The 15,587-nt window shown below is 60.6% G+C and carries 20 protein-coding genes; 11 read left to right on the top strand and 9 right to left on the bottom strand.

Translation table 11 applies throughout. The features are described 5' to 3' along the window. Positions 1-15: 15 nt before the first annotated feature. Positions 16-606: an acyloxyacyl hydrolase gene (locus ASG47_RS08955; RefSeq protein ID WP_061908389.1), complete on the top strand. Its 591-nt coding sequence runs from the start codon at positions 16-18 to the stop codon at positions 604-606. On the opposite strand, the gene ASG47_RS08950 is transcribed toward ASG47_RS08955, so the two are convergent. Continuing rightward, positions 603-1,793 carry an NAD(P)/FAD-dependent oxidoreductase gene (locus tag ASG47_RS08950; protein ID WP_061908388.1) on the bottom strand — a complete coding sequence of 397 codons (1,191 nt, stop codon included), beginning with the start codon at positions 1,791-1,793 and terminating at the stop codon, positions 603-605. The genes ASG47_RS08955 and ASG47_RS08950 overlap by 4 nt on opposite strands. A 499-nt stretch (positions 1,794-2,292) precedes the next feature. On the opposite strand from ASG47_RS08950, the gene ASG47_RS08945 reads away from it, so the two are divergent. From ASG47_RS08945 to ASG47_RS08935, 3 genes are all read left to right on the top strand, one after another. Continuing rightward, positions 2,293-3,336, top strand: a complete 1,044-nt coding sequence (locus ASG47_RS08945; protein WP_061908387.1) for an aspartate-semialdehyde dehydrogenase — start codon at positions 2,293-2,295, stop codon at positions 3,334-3,336. A 157-nt stretch (positions 3,337-3,493) separates the two neighbouring features. Beyond that, positions 3,494-4,375, top strand: a complete 882-nt coding sequence (locus ASG47_RS08940) for an EamA family transporter (RefSeq protein ID WP_061908386.1) — start codon at positions 3,494-3,496, stop codon at positions 4,373-4,375. Next, positions 4,375-5,256: an EamA family transporter gene (locus ASG47_RS08935; RefSeq protein WP_061908385.1), complete on the top strand. Its 882-nt coding sequence runs from the start codon at positions 4,375-4,377 to the stop codon at positions 5,254-5,256. The genes ASG47_RS08940 and ASG47_RS08935 overlap by 1 nt, the downstream gene beginning before the upstream one ends. Positions 5,257-5,314: 58 nt before the next feature. Here the strand turns inward: ASG47_RS08935 and ASG47_RS08930 are convergent, their stop codons facing one another. The 3 genes from ASG47_RS08930 to ASG47_RS08920 form a co-directional block, all read right to left on the bottom strand. Further along, the gene (locus tag ASG47_RS08930; protein WP_061908384.1) at positions 5,315-5,689 is read right to left on the bottom strand and encodes a hypothetical protein; all 375 of its coding nucleotides are present in this window, start codon (positions 5,687-5,689) and stop codon (positions 5,315-5,317) included. Between the two features lie 148 nt (positions 5,690-5,837). Next, positions 5,838-6,083, bottom strand: coding sequence for a hypothetical protein (locus ASG47_RS08925; RefSeq protein WP_061908383.1), 246 nt, complete (start codon positions 6,081-6,083; stop codon positions 5,838-5,840). A 363-nt stretch (positions 6,084-6,446) separates the two neighbouring features. Beyond that, the gene (locus ASG47_RS08920) at positions 6,447-7,091 is read right to left on the bottom strand and encodes a carbonic anhydrase (RefSeq protein ID WP_200940891.1); all 645 of its coding nucleotides are present in this window, start codon (positions 7,089-7,091) and stop codon (positions 6,447-6,449) included. A 66-nt stretch (positions 7,092-7,157) separates the two neighbouring features. On the opposite strand from ASG47_RS08920, the gene ASG47_RS08915 reads away from it, so the two are divergent. Next, positions 7,158-7,364: a DUF1737 domain-containing protein gene (locus tag ASG47_RS08915; protein WP_061908382.1), complete on the top strand. Its 207-nt coding sequence runs from the start codon at positions 7,158-7,160 to the stop codon at positions 7,362-7,364. On the opposite strand, the gene ASG47_RS08910 is transcribed toward ASG47_RS08915, so the two are convergent. After that, positions 7,358-7,936 carry an NUDIX domain-containing protein gene (locus tag ASG47_RS08910; RefSeq protein WP_061908381.1) on the bottom strand — a complete coding sequence of 193 codons (579 nt, stop codon included), beginning with the start codon at positions 7,934-7,936 and terminating at the stop codon, positions 7,358-7,360. The two genes, ASG47_RS08915 and ASG47_RS08910, sit on opposite strands and share 7 nt — an antisense overlap. A 321-nt stretch (positions 7,937-8,257) precedes the next feature. Continuing rightward, a complete protein-coding gene (locus tag ASG47_RS21200) occupies positions 8,258-8,383 on the bottom strand; it encodes a hypothetical protein (RefSeq protein WP_274532523.1) in 126 nt (41 codons plus the stop codon). Positions 8,384-8,520: 137 nt separating this feature from the next. Here ASG47_RS21200 and ASG47_RS20640 point away from each other — a divergent pair, with 137 nt between their 5' ends. Next, positions 8,521-8,667, top strand: a complete 147-nt coding sequence (locus ASG47_RS20640; protein ID WP_156464040.1) for a hypothetical protein — start codon at positions 8,521-8,523, stop codon at positions 8,665-8,667. 7 nt (positions 8,668-8,674) lie between these two features. Here the strand turns inward: ASG47_RS20640 and ASG47_RS08905 are convergent, their stop codons facing one another. Further along, on the bottom strand, positions 8,675-9,592 hold the full coding sequence (locus tag ASG47_RS08905) for an ABC transporter substrate-binding protein (protein ID WP_061908380.1): 918 nt from the start codon (positions 9,590-9,592) through the stop codon (positions 8,675-8,677). A gap of 58 nt (positions 9,593-9,650) precedes the next feature. Beyond that, on the bottom strand, positions 9,651-10,847 hold the full coding sequence (locus tag ASG47_RS08900; RefSeq protein WP_061908379.1) for an MFS transporter: 1,197 nt from the start codon (positions 10,845-10,847) through the stop codon (positions 9,651-9,653). Between the two features lie 258 nt (positions 10,848-11,105). Here ASG47_RS08900 and sdhC point away from each other — a divergent pair, with 258 nt between their 5' ends. From sdhC to ASG47_RS08875, 5 genes are all read left to right on the top strand, one after another. Next, positions 11,106-11,492 (top strand): succinate dehydrogenase, cytochrome b556 subunit, encoded by a 387-nt coding sequence (gene sdhC, locus ASG47_RS08895; RefSeq protein ID WP_061908378.1) that lies wholly within the window; start codon positions 11,106-11,108, stop codon positions 11,490-11,492. Positions 11,493-11,495: 3 nt separating this feature from the next. Then, positions 11,496-11,885, top strand: a complete 390-nt coding sequence (gene sdhD / locus ASG47_RS08890) for a succinate dehydrogenase, hydrophobic membrane anchor protein (RefSeq protein ID WP_061908377.1) — start codon at positions 11,496-11,498, stop codon at positions 11,883-11,885. Positions 11,886-11,890: 5 nt separating this feature from the next. After that, positions 11,891-13,702, top strand: a complete 1,812-nt coding sequence (gene sdhA, locus ASG47_RS08885) for a succinate dehydrogenase flavoprotein subunit (protein WP_061908376.1) — start codon at positions 11,891-11,893, stop codon at positions 13,700-13,702. A 165-nt stretch (positions 13,703-13,867) separates the two neighbouring features. Beyond that, entirely contained in the window at positions 13,868-14,158 is a 291-nt protein-coding gene (locus tag ASG47_RS08880; protein ID WP_061908375.1) for a hypothetical protein, read from the top strand. An 88-nt stretch (positions 14,159-14,246) separates the two neighbouring features. After that, positions 14,247-15,029 carry a succinate dehydrogenase iron-sulfur subunit gene (locus tag ASG47_RS08875; protein ID WP_061908374.1) on the top strand — a complete coding sequence of 261 codons (783 nt, stop codon included), beginning with the start codon at positions 14,247-14,249 and terminating at the stop codon, positions 15,027-15,029. Between the two features lie 140 nt (positions 15,030-15,169). Here ASG47_RS08875 and ASG47_RS08870 read toward each other — a convergent pair whose 3' ends face one another. Continuing rightward, complete coding sequence (locus ASG47_RS08870) at positions 15,170-15,562, bottom strand: endonuclease domain-containing protein (RefSeq protein WP_162243237.1); 393 nt, start codon at positions 15,560-15,562, stop codon at positions 15,170-15,172. Positions 15,563-15,587 lie beyond the last annotated feature (25 nt).

Here is a 15,587-nt window from a genome sequence, read left to right as displayed (position 1 = left end):
AGTGAGATCGGTGTGATGCTGCGTAAGATCTTTTTCGGTGCGATCGGTATGCTGGCTCTTTCTGCCAGCCCGGCCCTGTCCCAGAACCTTTATGATCCCCATCCGCTCGCCGGCGTGGTCGATGAATTGCGTTTCGGTATCCATGCGCATGACGTGCACCATGCCGCCCTGCCGTTTCTCGTGAACGAATGGCGCCTCAATCAGGTCGAAGACATCAGCTTCGATGTGCTCTTCACCTCGCCCGATATCGATGCCTTCCGCTGGATCGGCTCGCCGCGTCCCGAAGTCGGCACCACCATCAATCTCGATGGTCAGGATAGCCTCCTCCATGCCGGCCTCACCTGGCAGTTGCCGGTGTTCGACACGCCCTTTTATCTCGAAGGCACCTTTGGTGGCGCCGTGCACAATGGCGCGCTGGAAAATGCTGCACCGGGCCGCAAGAATTTTGGCTGCTTCCTCAATTTCTATGAGCGTTTTGGCGTCGGCGCCCGCCTCGGTGAGAATGCCACGGCGACCGTCACCTATGAGCACACGTCGAATAACGGCTATTGCTCGCAGAACGACGGGCTCTCCAATTTCGGCGTGCGCCTCGGCTACAAGTTCTAGGCCGCTTGTCCTGCGGCAAAGCCCGAAGCCCAGGCCCACTGGAAATTATAGCCCCCAAGCCAGCCGGTAACGTCGACTGCTTCGCCCACGAAGTATAGGCCTGGCACGGTCCGCGCCATCATGGTCTTGGCATCGAGCCCTGTCGTATCGACGCCACCGAGCGTGACTTCAGCCGTGCGATAGCCTTCCGACCCAACCGGCTTCAACGTCCAGCGCGAAACCTGATCGGCCACCGGCTGCAGCTTCTTGTCCGAAAAATCGCCGATCATGCCCGGCTGGTTGATCATCTCGCCCATGAGTTGTGCCAGACGCTTTGGCAGATGACCGGCCAGCACGGTCTGGACGTGGTTGCGCGGCTGTTCCTTGCGCGCCGCCTGCAGCATGGCCAGCGCATCCTGCTCAGGCAGAAGATCGACGGAGATGCTGTCGCCCTCGCGCCAATAGGACGAGATCTGCAGGATCGCCGGACCCGACAGCCCGCGATGGGTAAAGAGCAGCGCTTCGCGGAATTTTGTCTTGGCCGTTCCGACTATCGCATCGGTCGAGATACCCGCCAGTTCACGCAGCTCTTCGAGCTTGCCTTCCTCAAAGGTCAGCGGCACGAGCGCCGGGCGCGTATCGGTCACGTTGAGGCCGAATTGCTTTGCGAGCGTATAGGCAAAGCCGGTCGCCCCCATCTTGGGGATCGACTTGCCGCCCGTCGCCACGATCACGCTTTCAGAGGTGACATAGCCATCGCCGACAAGAACCTTGAAACCCGCATCGGTTTTTTCGACCGAGCCCACGGTGCGTCCGGTCCAGATCGCCGCGCCAGCCTGGCGCAGTTCGTCGATCAGCATGGCAATGATTTGCGTGGCCGGTCCATCGCAGAACAGTTGACCTAGCGTCTTCTCGTGGAAAGCGATGCCGCGCTTTTTGACCTTTTCGATGAACATGTCGGGCGTGTAGCGCGAGAGCGCCGATAGGGCGAAGCGTGGGTTCTGGCTCAAAAACCGCTCGCGCCCCAGGACATGGGTCGCGTTGACATTGGTAAAATTGCAGCGCCCACCGCCCGAAATGCGGATTTTTTCACCGGGATCACGGGCATGATCGACCACCAGCACTCGCCGTCCACGCCGCCCGGCCTCGATCCCCGCCATAAGCCCCGCCGCGCCTGCACCGAGAATGATGATGTCGAAATCGGTCATGTTTTTGATCCTTGGCGCGCGTTCCTCCCTCCCGTACCCCCCTCCCGGCCTCCCCCACAAGGGGGGAGGTGCCGATCTGCTGTTTTAGGGGGATGCTGCCACGCCTGCCATGACACGCCACCTTTGGTGGGCTCCGAGCCGTCCCGAAGGGCAAATCGCTCCAGGGGAGCGATTTGAGGGGAGGAGGATGGGAGCGGGTGGAGCCACGCCCGCAGACCCTTCCCAACCAATCTTCATTGACTCTTTCCTATTTGAGAGTATGAGAAGTCCTGCTTTTCCTATCAGAGCACTGATTTTCATGCGCAGCTTCGGCCACATCGCCGTTTTGACGACCACAAGGCTCATAGCCGGTGGCCTGACTGCCATGATGAAAACCACCAAAACCGCCTGACGCTTTTCCCCGGGTTCCCTCCCGCCGGGGAGAGGCTCACAGCACTGACCGCGGTGATCGAGATCATCGCGCGGGGGCGGAAAAGGTTAAGGGACCGGAGTTCCAAAAATGGGTTATCGCGTCGCTGTCGTCGGGGCCACGGGCAATGTGGGCCGCGAAGTTCTCAATATCCTGGCCGAGCGCAAGTTCCCGGCTGACGAGGTCTTTGCCCTCGCGTCCTCCCGCTCGATTGGCCGGGAAATTTCCTATGGCGACAAGGTGCTCAAGGCGCGCGACCTGCAGCACTTTGATTTCTCGACCGTCGATTTTGCCATCATGTCGGCTGGCGGCTCCATCTCCAAGGATTGGGCGCCCAAGATCGCGGCGGCCGGTGCCGTCGTCATCGATAATTCCTCTTACTGGCGCTACCACTCCGACGTGCCGCTGATCGTGCCGGAAGTGAACGGCCATGTGCTCGATCGCTGGCTCAAGGACGAAAAGCGCAACGGCATCATCGCCAATCCCAATTGCTCGACGGCTCAACTCGTCGTGGCGCTGAAGCCACTCCACGATGCAGCGACCATCAAGCGCGTCGTCGTCTCGACCTACCAGTCGGTTTCCGGCGCCGGCAAGGAAGGTGTCGACGAGCTCTGGAACCAGACCAAGGGCATTTTCGTCAACGACTCGCCGACCCCGCAAAAGTTCTCCAAGCAAATCGCCTTCAACGTCATCCCCCATATCGATGTGTTCATGGAAGACGGCTACACCAAGGAAGAATGGAAGGTTCTGGCCGAGACCAAGAAGATCCTCGATCCCAAGATCAAGGTCACCTGCACCGCCGTACGCGTGCCGGTCTTTGTCGGTCACTCTGAATCTGTCAATCTCGAATTCGACAAGCCCATCTCGGCTGACGAAGCGCGCGATCTCTTGCGCGAAGCGCCCGGCATTGCCGTTCTCGACAAGCGCGAACCCGGCGGCTACGCCACGCCGGTCGAAACCGTAGGCGATTACGAGACCTATGTCAGCCGCATCCGCGAGGACGTCACGGTCGAAAATGGTCTCGCCATGTGGGTCGTCTCCGACAACCTCCGCAAGGGCGCGGCGCTCAATGCCATCCAGATCGCCGAAACCCTCATCGAAAAGGGTTTCAAGGCCCGCGCCATCGCAGCCTGATCTTTCCCCTGCGCCGTCCGGTTCCGGCATGGCGCAGGGCAGACATTTTCCGAAGTGACTTTTAGTGGCGCGCGTCAGGGTGTAAGCCCCAACCGCGCCACAAATCCACGTTTTGCGGAAAGGCGCCGATCTGCGCCGTCCCGCCCCTGGATTTCCCATGCTTTCGCTCCGCGACCTCTGTCTCGCTTTGCTCGTCGTTCTGGCCTGGGGGCTGAACTTCGTCATGATCAAGTGGGGTGTCGAAGTGGTGCCGCCGCTCCTCCTCACTGCCATGCGCTATCTTTGCGCCGCGCTGCCCATGGTCTTCTTCGTCAAGCGGCCGCAGGTCCGCTTGGGAACACTCCTCACCTATGGCCTCGCCATCGGCTTTGCCCAGTTCGGTCTCTTGTTCTCGGCCATCAAGCTCGGGCTCCCAGCCGGATTGGCCTCGCTCATCATCCAGACCCAGGCCTTTTTCACCTTCGGCCTTGCCATGCTGTTCCTGGGCGAAAAGCTCGGCCGCTGGCAGGTGATCGGCGCCACGGTCGCCCTCATCGGCATCGGCGTCATTGCCGTCGAACGGTTCGAAGTCACGAGCCTTGTTCCCCTGCTTATGGTCATCGCCGCAGCCTTCTTCTGGGGCGTCGGCAATATCGCGTCCAAGCGGGCGGGGCAGATCGACATGCTCTCCTTCGTCGTCTGGGGCAGCCTTATTCCCATCCTGCCGCTTCTCGCCCTTTCTGTCCTGATCGAAGGCCCTAGCGCGATCGGCGCCGCGCTGCAAAACTTCAGCCTCAGCACCGCCGGCATCGTCCTCTTCAATGGCTATGCCGCTACCCTCGTCGGCTTCGGGCTCTGGAGTTATCTCCTAAAACGCTATCCGGCCGCGTTGATTGCCCCTTTCTCGCTGCTTGTTCCCGTCTTCGGCATCGGCTTTGCCGTGCTGCTCGCCGGCGAGGTCATCACGGAGCTTGAAATCATCGGCAGTGCGCTGGTCTTTGCCGGCCTCGTCATCAACGTCTTCGGTCCGCGCCTCATGCGCCGCCGGGTGAGCGTCTGATGCCCATCCGCCACATCCTTCTCGCGCTTCTGGTCGTGGCCATTTGGGGCTTTAATTTCGTCGTCATCAAATTGAGCGTCGAAGCGTTGCCGCCGATCCTTGCCGCCGCGCTGCGGTTCTGCGCCGCAGCTTTCCCGGCGCTGCTTTTCGTGCGGCCGCCAAAGGCGCCGTGGTGGCTCGTCGTCGGCTTCGGTCTCAGCTTCGGCTTTGCTCTTTATGCCTTCCTCAATCTCTCGATTGCCTGGGGCATGCCGGCGGGGCTCTCCTCGCTCGTCCTCCAGACCCAGGCCTTTTTCACCATGGCCATGGCCTTCGTGCTGCTCGGCGAGCGCCCAAGCCGCTTTCAGATCATCGGGGCGGGCGTTGCGTTTTTGGGGATCGCTGTCATCGGCGCCGAACGCATCGAAGGCGCGGGCCTTGTTCCCCTCGTTATGGTGTTGCTCGCTGCCATGGCTTGGGGCCTCGCCAACGTGCTGACCAAGAAGGCCGGCCGGGTCAATGCTATCGCTTTCACCGTCTGGGGCTCGCTCGCTGCGCCCTTGCCGCTCTTTGCCCTCTCCTATGTCGTCGAGGGTGGCCCCGCCATCTGGGCAGCACTGAGCGGCTTTTCCTGGTCCGACGCGGTGCTCATCGCCTTTCTCGCTTATCCCGCAACGCTTCTCGGCGGCGGCATCTGGAGCTGGCTGCTGGGTCGTCACCCGGCTTCGACCGTCGCGCCGTTCACGCTCCTCGTGCCGATCACCGGGCTTCTGTCGGGCTATCTCATCCTTGGCGAAACCATTACCGGGATCGAGATCGCCGGCGGTGTCCTGGTGATCATCGGGCTGATCGTCACCTTGCGAAAATCAAAGCCCCTCGAACCCGCTATACGGCTCGACTAAAGCAAAACGGCCGCTCCAGGGAGCGACCGCCAAACTTCCTATCGAAAGCGCTATGCGCTCATTCTGGCACCAGGGTGCCTTCACCGGGCAGGGCCGGCACGGCATCCATTGGCGCTGGCGCGGGGGCTGCATCCATGGGCGCCGGTGCGGGTACGGCCTCTGGCGCAGGAACAGCAGCATCAGGCGCCGGTGCTGCAGGCACGGCCGCGGGCTGCAATGCGCCAAGCTGCTCGGGTGTCACGCTGCCCGCGCCTTCAATATCGGCCCGCGCAAAATCGTCCTGCGTCAGGTCTGGCCAGACAACCACCAGTTCTTCGTAGCTCAAGCGACCATCGCCGTCGGTATCCACATCGGCAAAGGTCAGCGCGCTCTGAGCCAGAACGGGCGTGGCAAGAAGACCGGCGGCCAGGAGGCCAAGTGCAAGTTTACGCATGGGGGAAATCCTTGGTTGTGTCAGTAGCCGCGGCCACTGGGGTCCGCCGCCCCGAGGGAGGGCGAGGCGACGGGCGGAAGAAAATGACGCTGAGCGCTTTCAACGGGCCTGGGGGTCAGTGTCCCGATCGAAATCGCCCAACCGGAGCTTAGTTGGCCGGAGCCGCCGCGCCGGTCAGCACGCCATATTCTTCCGGGCTCAGTTCGCCATTACCGTCGGTATCGGCAGCGGCAAAATCTTCATCGGTCAGATCAGGCCAGCCGACCTGTGCCTCGCTCAGCGTCAGCCCCCCGCTCATATCGGCGTCGAGGGTCGCGAAATCGGTCGTGCCCTGCGCAAAGGCTGCGCCGGTCATGCCGAGAACGAGGAGGGACGAAAGGACGATCTTTTTCATGGGGTTGCTCCATGTCTTGGGAAAGGCGACGAGTGGCCTCATCGACGGGTCGCTCTCCGGCGGCCCCGTTCCCAAAAGATGGCCGGGCAATGTGTCCCATGGCCGACCACACAAAGGCGTGAGCGCAGAAATGTCTGGGCCATTTTCGGGCGGATAAAAATCAAGCCCATAAAGGCCGCTAGCGGTTTTGCAATCTCGTCGACTAAGCAAATCCCAAGTCGTTTGAGGCAGGTGGCAAGCGACAACTGATCACGATTGGGATGGCGCAAGTGCGTCTTGATGGCGGGAGCGCGGCAACTTGATTGCGCCAAAAACAAAGGGCGCCCCGTGGCGCCCCAGAATTTTTCAACACTGTCAGTTAGATCAAAGGGCGGGGCGAATGAAGTCGCCGTCGTGATCCATGATCCAGAGTTCGGCCGTCGAAATGTCGAACCAGGCGCCGTGGACCGCCAGTTTCCCCTCGGCTTCAAGCTCGGCCACGTAGGGAAACGTCCGCAGATTGCGGATCGAGTTGCGGATCGAAATCCGCTCCATTGCCGTCTGGCGTTCGGCCGAGGTGAGCAGGCTGTTCTGTCCGAGCTGGTTGGGCAGTTCGCCCAGCATGCTCATCCACTTGCCGATGAAGTCGCCATCGTCGAGCGATTTGAAATCGGGATCGAGCGCCGCCTTGATGCCGCCGCAGCGGCCATGGCCCATGACGACGATATCGGCAATGTTGAGCGCCTTGACCGCAAATTCGATGGCCGCCGATGTACCATGCTGGCCGCCATCGGGCTGATAGGTCGGCACGAGATTTGCGACATTGCGCAGGACGAACATTTCGCCCGGGCCGGAATCGAAGATCATCTCGGGCGCCGCGCGGCTATCGCAGCAGGCAATGATCATGGTGGTGGGGCTTTGCCCCACCGAGGCGAGATCGCGAAGGCGTTCCTTCTCGCGCAGATAACGTCCGGCCAGAAAATTGGCGTGGCCGCTGAGCAGTTCTTTTGGAAAGCTGTGCATGAGCATTGGATTAGCGCTAAGAGCCGTTAGAATCAATCTCGGCGCATAGGCGCCAATGCAAGGGGGGCATGCATGCGCATCTATCGCTTTTTATCCGGCGAAGACGATTCAGCTTTTTGCCACAAGGTCACCAAGGCCCTGATCGAAGGCTGGGAACTGCATGGCAGCCCCACCTATGGGTTTGACGCCGTCAGCAAGAAAATGCGGTGCGGCCAGGCGGTGACCAAGGTCGTCGCCGACCAGCCCTATGATCCCGATAAGAAACTGGTCGACTACTGAGACGCCAATTTCAGCGCCAGATGCTGGAGCAGCACGATGGTCTTGGCATCGGTTATCTCGCCGGTGCCGATCATTTTGAACGCCGCTGCAAAAGCAAGTTCGACGACTTCGATCTCCTCGCCTTCATCGACGAGCCCGCCGCCGGCAGAGCGATAGGTCTCGGCCCCATAGTGTCCGAGAAACAGGCTCACCTTTTCCGTCACCGAGCCCGGCGACATATAGGCGTCGCAGACATGGACCACGTCGCTCGGCGCATGACCGGTCTCCTCGAGCGCCTCGCGCTCGGCGCAGGTTTTCGGGTCATCGCCATCCAATAGGCCGGCGCAGACTTCGAGCAAAAAGGCCGGGTCGCCATTGGCCATGACGGGATAGCGAAACTGGCGCACCAGCAGCACCGATCGGCTCTCTGGATTATAGAGCAGAATGGCTGCGGCATTCCCATGGTCATAGACTTCGCGGCTCAGGCGCTGCACCGTGCCGTCGTCGCGCTGGTAGTCGAGCGTCACGCGCGAGAGCGTTCCCCAGTCTTCCGAGAGAATTTGGGTGTCGCGCAGCAGAATTTTTTCAGTCATGGCCATTTTCATTATCAGATCGGTAAGCAATTCTATTTGCTCAGATCTTTTTATCAAACGCCAGAATATGGCTTCTCTGGCGGCGTATCCCCAGCGTCTGTCACTAAAAAGTCTTAGAGCATCGGAAACGAATCGCGTGTATTCTCATTTTTCCCAAAAGCAGAAAAACCTGCGAGGGGGAGGATAAAGCGGTGGATTTCGGAAGGTTAACCGTCATCACTGGGCTGGCCGTCGAGGCCTGGATGTTGGTTCTCGTCCTTGGGGCAGGTTTGCAGTTTCTAGCCATGGCCATTCTCGCCTGACCCGGGCGCGTCACCAAAGCTAGTGCAGATACCCCAAGAGATATAATAGACCAGTGGTCGGCAGCATGACGCTCCAGACCAGCAAAAGCGCTGACATCAACACCACGAAAATTGCAGTCTTGAGCTTGGTAAGCATGGTCTTCATTGGCCGTTTTTATAAGCTTACGCAAAGGCCGCGCTGCCCGCATTACACTTTGCTGGGTGTGGTTACCGCGCGACCGGTTTAGCTCACACTTGCGTGCAATCCCTATACCGGTTCCGCGGACCGCCTATCATGGGCTCATGTCGAATCGTGCCAAGGGATGGCTCCTGACCATCCTCATCGCCTTGGGTCTTTGGGGCCTTGCCGTCAGCCTCGTCTTTCAGGGCGATATCGTCGTGGGCAGTGCCCGCCAATTGGGCGGGCACCTCTTGCAGATGATCGGATAGTCGCGGCTCAGCGCGACGAGGCAAGCCCGTAGATTTTTTCGATATCGTCGAGCGCGAGATGCGCGGCCATCACCCCACCGGCCGTCGCCCAGACTGTGTCGGATACGGCATAGACATGGCCCGCCTTGGCGACTTCGAGATTCTGCCAGAGCGGCGAGGCCATCCAGGTTTCGGCTTCCTTGGTCGCGCCACCGTCGCCGGTTTCGTAGCTGAAGTGCAGCAGGCGATCGCCATCGAGTTCGGGAATACGCTCGAGCGTGATCTTTTCGGCCAAGCCGGCCTTGTCCTGCGCCGCGGGGCGGCCAAAGCCGATGTCGCGCAGGATAGAGCCTGAAAAACTGTCATTGTTATAGGCGTAGTTCTGGCCCGCGATGAAGCGCACCAGCCCGACCTTTTCATTGACCTGATCACCAAGCGCCGCCTTGATACGCGCCACGCGATCTTCGTAATATTTGAGAACTTCCGCGCCCTTTTCCGTCTGGTTCACGGCGTCCGCGTAAAAGGCAAGGTTCTGCCGCCACTGGCCGGTGATGTTCTCGACAAACACGGTTGGGGCAATGGCCGAAAGCTGCTCGTAGATATCTTCGTGGCGCTTCTTGTTGCCCAGAATCAGATCAGGCTCGAGCGAGAGAATGACCTCGAGGTTCGGCGCCAGTTCCTCGCCAACGACCGTGACACCCTTGAGCATTTCAGAGACGTGGTCGAACCAGGGATCGGCATTGGCCGACCGCACGGCACCCACCGGCACGATGCCAAGCGCCAAGAGATCCTCGGTCGCCTCATTGGTCAGCGCCACGATGCGCAGCGGCTTTTCGGGCACATCGGTAACGCCCATGGCGTGCGTGATGTCGCGCGCCAAGGCCGACATTGCGAGCGCGAGAAGAAGAGGCACGCTCAGCAGCGTGACAAGGCGGCGAGAAACCATGGTCCATCCAATCCTGATATCAGGTGTCAAGTTTCTCAATCCCATTGGCTTCGTGGTGTCAAGCGCCGGCGCGCTTCGTAACGGCCTGGGCAATCGGAATAATCGCCAGTGCGCAAATGGCCGGCACCACGGCAAGGATCAGCCAAGGCAAGGGCGCCGCACTGCCCGGTTTTAGCGCACCATCGAGCAGCGGCCCGATCAGCACATTGCCCAAAAGTACTGTCAGGCCGCCCGCCGATGCCAGCGCGCCATAATAAACGCCCGTCGGCCGCGTCCCCGCCATCCGCGCCACGATATCCATGGCAATGGGTTTGACGATCATCTGCCCAAAAATCAGCAAGATCACCATCAGCGTAGCGGGCGCCAGTTTCAACAGCCCTCCCATGGGCGCGTGACTTGCAAAGGCAGCAACCGTTCCGAAGGCCAGAGCCATCAAGAGAAAACCTGCGGAGAGACTAAAACCCCAGGGCAGGCGCTGGGCTATTCGCGTCACTGGCAATTGCAGAGTCACGATCATCAGCGACGCAAGCATGAAGAGCGGCGCCATTTCGGTTTCGCTGCCGCCCGATCGGGTGATTTCGACGGGGAGCGCAAAGTAGAGTTGATTGTAGCTCAACAGAAACCCGCTATGGGCGAAGGTAAAGAGCACAAAGAGCCGATCGCGGAACACGTGCCACCAGGGGCCATCCTCCGCCCGCCGCGGCGCCTGCACCTCACGCGGCAAGCGGATGTGCAGGATGAGATAGGCCACGGCAAAGACGCCAGCGCCGCCAAGGGCCATGGCCTTAAAGCCAATCCCGAGCAGGAGCGCTCCTGCAAATGGTCCTGCGACTGCGCCCAGTTCCCCCCAGACGGCGAGCTTGGCAAAAAACCGCGCCCGCCCCTCTTTGTCGTCACCGACCTTCGCCGCGAGCGACGAGATCGCCGGCGAAAACAGCGCTCCCGCAAAGCCCGTCAAACAGGCGCCGATCAGCACAGTCGTGAAATCAAAACTGAACGCTAAAATGCCGAACCCGACAATCCGCGTGGCACAACCGAGAAGGATCAGCTTTCTCGGCCCCAGTTTGTCGGCAAACGCCCCGCCGACCAAAAACAATCCCTGCTGGGCAAAGGTGCGCATCCCCAGCACCAGCCCGATCGCCGCGCTTTGCAGCGCCAGGTCCTCGCGCATGAACACGGCGAGGAACGGCACGACCATGTAAAAGCCGAGCATGAATATGAATTGATTGACGAGAAGCAGCAGCGGCACGGTCACGACTCAATGGTTCTCGCCTCCTTGGCGCATCCAGCTGTTGGTGACAATCACCCCGTCCACCCCACGCACAAATCTTAAAAGCCCAAAAATACGCGCGTCCCGCGAACATGACGTTCGCTCTGCGAACAAAGTGCGGTATTCGCCAAAAGGCGGAGATGGAAGGCCGGAAAGAGCTTTGATTTGGTAAGGAATGGCGGCTAGTAATCTCGAACTATTCCAAACTGGACCACATTGAGTCCCCCAGGCCCCGGATATCCCATGTCGGTCAGAGCCCGCCCCACATCGCCGCATCTGCAGATTTATCGCTGGACCATCACCATGGCCATGTCGATCCTTCACCGCGCTACCGGCATTGCCAACTATGCCGGCATGACGCTGGTCGCGATCTGGCTTGTCGCAGCGGCGCTCGATCAGGATGCGCTGGATCTCGTCAACGTGGTCTTTGCCTCTTGGTTCGGGCAGATCGTGCTCTTTGGCTTTACCTGGAGCCTCGTCCACCACATGTGCGGTGGCCTCCGCCATTGGGTCTGGGACTTTGCCGCGATGATGGAGCCGGGCCAGCGCGAGACCATGGCCTGGGCCACGCTCGTCGCTTCGGTGATCATCACCCTTCTTATCTGGACCGTCTTTGTGTGGGCAGCCTGACACATGCGTGAAACCATCACCCGCGACATGGTCGCCAATCCCAAGACCCACTATGGCGATGCCAAGGCCGCAACGCGTCACTTCATGACGCAGCGCATCACCGGCCTGATCAACATCGTTTTTTTGGGCTTTCTGCTGTTCATCATCGTGCGTCTTGGCGGCCAGGATCGTGCGGATATGGTCGGCGTCATCGGTAATCCGCTGATCGGCCTGCCCTTTGCCGCCCTGATCGCGATCGTTGCCGTCCATATGCGCAATGGCATGCGCGACACGCTTGAAGACTATGTCCATGGCCGCATGTTCAGCCTCGCCATGCTGCTCAATACGCTCTTTTGTCTTCTCGTTGCGGTGGCCGCCATCGGCGCCATTGCCAAACTCGTCTTCTGGGGTTGATCACAATGGCCAATTACGAACTGATCGACCACGAATTCGACGTGGTGGTGGTTGGCGCTGGCGGCGCCGGTCTCCGCGCAACTCTCGGCATGGCTGAGCAGGGTTTTAATACCGCCTGCATCACCAAGGTTTTCCCGACCCGCTCGCACACCGTCGCCGCCCAGGGCGGCATTGCCGCTTCGCTCCAGAACATGGGGCCCGATTCCTGGCAGTGGCACATGTACGATACCGTAAAAGGTTCGGACTGGCTCGGCGACAACGACGCCATGGAATATCTGGCGCGCGAAGCGCCCGCCGCCATTTATGAGCTCGAGCACTATGGCGTGCCCTTCAGCCGCACGCAGGATGGCCGCATCTATCAGCGCCCCTTCGGCGGCCACATGACCGAATTCGGCGATGGCCCCCCGGTGCAGCGCACCTGCGCCGCCGCCGACCGCACTGGCCACGCCATTTTGCACACGCTCTATGGCCAGTCGGTCAAGAACGACGCGCAGTTCTTCATCGAGTACTTTGCGCTCGATCTGATCATGGGCGAAAACGGTGAGTGCCAGGGCGTCATCGCCTGGAAGCTTGACGACGGCACGCTCCACCGCTTCCGCGCCAAGATGGTTGTCTTGGCAACCGGCGGCTATGGCCGCTCCTATTTCTCCGCGACTTCAGCCCATACCTGCACCGGCGACGGCAATGGCATGGTCGCCCGCGCCGGCCTGCCGCTCCAGGATATGGAATTCGTGCAGTTCCACCCGACCGGCATTTATGGTGCCGGCGTTCTCATCACCGAGGGCGCCCGCGGTGAAGGCGGCTATCTCACCAATTCCGAAGGCGAGCGCTTCATGGAGCGCTATGCCCCCAACGCCAAGGACCTCGCCTCGCGCGACGTCGTTTCGCGCTGCATGACGCTCGAAATCCGCGAAGGCCGCGGCGTCGGCCCCAACAAGGACCACATCTACCTGCACCTCGATCATCTCGATCCCAAAGTGCTGCACGAGCGCCTGCCGGGCATTACCGAATCGGCCAAGATTTTTGCCGGTGTCGACCTCACCCGCGAGCCGATCCCGGTGCTGCCGACCGTCCATTACAATATGGGCGGCATCCCCGCGAACTATCACGGCGAAGTCCTCAACCCTACGGCTGACGATCCAGGCCGCATCGTGCCGGGCCTGATGGCTGTGGGCGAAGCCGCCTGCGCCTCGGTGCATGGCGCCAATCGCCTGGGCTCGAATTCCCTCACCGATCTCGTGGTTTTTGGCCGCGCCGCCGCCATCCGCGCTGGCAAGGTGATGGATAAGTCGGCGCCGATCCCCGGCATCAATGCTGCGGAAGACGCCAAAATCCTCGCCCGCTTCGATCGCCTCCGCAACGCCAATGGCAGCCAGCCGACGGCCAAGTTGCGCGATGAGATGCAGCGCACCATGCAACTCGATGCGGCCGTCTTCCGCACCGACGCCTCGCTCAAGAATGGCGTCAAAGCCATGAGCGAGATCTATTCGCGCCTCCCCGATGTGAAGGTCACCGATCGCTCGCTGATCTGGAATTCCGATCTCGTCGAAACGCTCGAACTTGAAAACCTCATGGCCTGCGCCATGGCGACGGTCGTCTCGGCTGAAGCCCGCCACGAATCGCGCGGCGCTCACGCCCACGAGGATTTTCCCAATCGCGACGACGTCGAATGGCGCAAGCATACGCTGGCCACAGTCGATATCGCCACGGGCGCTGTAGCGTTGTCCTATCGCCCGGTGATCACCGAGCCCCTGACCCCCTACGATCAGGGTGGAATCGATCTCAAGAAGATCGCCCCCAAGGCGCGCGTTTACTAAGGACCCAAACCATGTGCCGCAATTGCGCAGGTTTTGACGAGAAAGAGCAGGGCATCTGGGCCGCCGCCTTCGCCCATCGCGATAGCAAGGCCGCGGCGCAAAAGCCTGTAGTTTCCAAAGCTGCGCCGGCGCCACGGACCAACCCCGCTTCCCGGGATCAGACCCATGCATAAACTGCTCCTTGCCCTCCCTTTGCTTCTCGCCAGCGCCGCGCCAAGCTTTGCTGCTGCGCCAACGGCCGCGCAAAAGGAAGAATTTTATAAGGTCTGCATGGGCATTGCCCAGGACGCGACGCTTTGTGGCTGCAAGGCCGATGCAGCGATGACCCTGATCGACGAGCGCTTCATGGCCGTCGTCATTTCTTCGATGAAGGGCGGCTCGCCCAAAGCCGCCGATTACGACGCCTACAACACCTATGTCGCCAAATCGAACCAGGTTTGTAAGCCGAACTACTGATGATTGGGGCTTTAGCTCAAAGCTCTCACGACACTGAACTGAACGCCTTTCGGACGACCCACGCGTCCGCCTCTGAAGGAACAAAAGAATGGCCGAACTGACTTTGCGCAAGGCCGATCAGCCGCAAAAGGGTAAAACCTGGCCCAAGCCCGAAGGCGCCACGCGCCTCCGCGAGTTCCACATCTATCGCTACGATCCCGACAAGAACGAGAACCCGCGCATCGATACCTATTTCGTTGATCTCAACGATTGTGGCCCGATGATCCTCGATGCGCTGCTCTACGTGAAAAACAAGGTCGACCCGACCCTGACGCTGCGCCGCTCCTGCCGCGAAGGCATTTGCGGTTCGTGCTCGATGAACATCAACGGGCTCAATACCCTCGCCTGTACCAAGGGCATGGACGACTCCTCGGGCCCGGTAAAGATCTACCCGCTGCCGCATATGCCGGTCGTCAAGGACCTCGTCCCCGATCTGACGACCTTCTACGCTCAGCACCGCGCCATCGAACCGTGGTTGAAAACCACCTCGCCCACCCCGCAAAAGGAATGGACGCAGTCGGTCGAAGACCGCTCCAAGCTCGACGGTCTCTACGAGTGCATTCTCTGCGCCTGCTGCTCGACCTCGTGCCCGAGCTATTGGTGGAATGGCGAAAAATACCTCGGCCCCGCCGCGCTTCTCCAGGCCTATCGCTGGCTGATCGACTCGCGCGACGAAACCACCACCGAGCGCCTCGACAACCTCGAAGACCCCTTCAAGCTCTATCGCTGCCACACCATCATGAACTGCACCAAAGTCTGCCCCAAGGGCCTCAACCCCGCCAAGGCCATCGCGCAGATCAAGAAGATGATGGTCGAACGCAAGGCTGCGTAGTTTTGGGTTTTTGGATTTTTAGGCTCGCGGTGCTGCTGCGGGCCTTTTTGTTTGGGAGCAGCACCCCCTCCCAACCTTCCCCATAAAGGGGGAGGTGCCGATCGAGTGTGTGGCACCACCTATTCACAACCACCATCCCTTCACCTCCCCCTAGATGGGGGAGGCCGGGAGGGGGTGACTCCGGCTGCCTGTAACGCCCCCAAAACCTCCAGATGAACGCCCTCGTCCTCCTCCATCACCTCCAAATTGGTGAACCGAAGCACTCGATATCCCTCACCCTCCAAAAACGCCGTCCTTGCCGCATCCCGCGCAATGCCTTCAGGCATAAAGTGGCTGTCACCATCGATCTCGACGATCAGCTTTCCTGCGTGGCAAACGAAGTCCACGACATAGCGCCCAATCGGCGCCTGTTTGCGAAAGTGCCAGCCCTGCTGCCGAATAGGGTGGATCAGCCGCCAGAAGCGGATTTCTGCCGGTGTCGGCTGTTGCCGCAGTTTTCGCGGCAGCGAGTTCCTTGCCACTGATTGCTCCAAGATCACCCCCTCCCAGCCTCCCCCA

The sequence above is a fragment of the Devosia sp. Leaf420 genome (assembly GCF_001425445.1).
In the GTDB taxonomy this organism is placed as follows: Bacteria; Pseudomonadota; Alphaproteobacteria; order Rhizobiales; family Devosiaceae; genus Devosia.
The sequence above is the reverse complement of the archived record's forward strand: the minus strand, read 5'-3'. Positions and strand labels throughout refer to the sequence as shown.

Excerpts from the sequence above, each read along its gene's own strand:
- ASG47_RS08945 (WP_061908387.1), top strand. The coding sequence starts at position 2,293 with ATGGGTTATCGCGTCGCTGTCGTCGGGGCCACGGGCAATGTGGGCCGC.
- ASG47_RS08905 (WP_061908380.1), bottom strand. The coding sequence starts at position 9,592 with ATGGTTTCTCGCCGCCTTGTCACGCTGCTGAGCGTGCCTCTTCTTCTC.
- ASG47_RS08915 (WP_061908382.1), top strand. The coding sequence starts at position 7,158 with ATGCGCATCTATCGCTTTTTATCCGGCGAAGACGATTCAGCTTTTTGC.
- ASG47_RS08955 (WP_061908389.1), top strand. The coding sequence starts at position 16 with ATGCTGCGTAAGATCTTTTTCGGTGCGATCGGTATGCTGGCTCTTTCT.
- ASG47_RS08875 (WP_061908374.1), top strand. The coding sequence starts at position 14,247 with ATGGCCGAACTGACTTTGCGCAAGGCCGATCAGCCGCAAAAGGGTAAA.
- ASG47_RS08925 (WP_061908383.1), bottom strand. The coding sequence starts at position 6,083 with ATGAAAAAGATCGTCCTTTCGTCCCTCCTCGTTCTCGGCATGACCGGC.
- ASG47_RS08950 (WP_061908388.1), bottom strand. The coding sequence starts at position 1,793 with ATGACCGATTTCGACATCATCATTCTCGGTGCAGGCGCGGCGGGGCTT.
- ASG47_RS08880 (WP_061908375.1), top strand. The coding sequence starts at position 13,868 with ATGCATAAACTGCTCCTTGCCCTCCCTTTGCTTCTCGCCAGCGCCGCG.
- sdhD (WP_061908377.1), top strand. The coding sequence starts at position 11,496 with ATGCGTGAAACCATCACCCGCGACATGGTCGCCAATCCCAAGACCCAC.
- ASG47_RS08910 (WP_061908381.1), bottom strand. The coding sequence starts at position 7,936 with ATGACTGAAAAAATTCTGCTGCGCGACACCCAAATTCTCTCGGAAGAC.
- ASG47_RS08935 (WP_061908385.1), top strand. The coding sequence starts at position 4,375 with ATGCCCATCCGCCACATCCTTCTCGCGCTTCTGGTCGTGGCCATTTGG.
- ASG47_RS20640 (WP_156464040.1), top strand. The coding sequence starts at position 8,521 with ATGTCGAATCGTGCCAAGGGATGGCTCCTGACCATCCTCATCGCCTTG.
- sdhC (WP_061908378.1), top strand. The coding sequence starts at position 11,106 with ATGTCGGTCAGAGCCCGCCCCACATCGCCGCATCTGCAGATTTATCGC.
- ASG47_RS08940 (WP_061908386.1), top strand. The coding sequence starts at position 3,494 with ATGCTTTCGCTCCGCGACCTCTGTCTCGCTTTGCTCGTCGTTCTGGCC.
- ASG47_RS08920 (WP_200940891.1), bottom strand. The coding sequence starts at position 7,091 with ATGCTCATGCACAGCTTTCCAAAAGAACTGCTCAGCGGCCACGCCAAT.
- ASG47_RS08930 (WP_061908384.1), bottom strand. The coding sequence starts at position 5,689 with ATGCGTAAACTTGCACTTGGCCTCCTGGCCGCCGGTCTTCTTGCCACG.
- sdhA (WP_061908376.1), top strand. The coding sequence starts at position 11,891 with ATGGCCAATTACGAACTGATCGACCACGAATTCGACGTGGTGGTGGTT.
- ASG47_RS21200 (WP_274532523.1), bottom strand. The coding sequence starts at position 8,383 with ATGAAGACCATGCTTACCAAGCTCAAGACTGCAATTTTCGTGGTGTTG.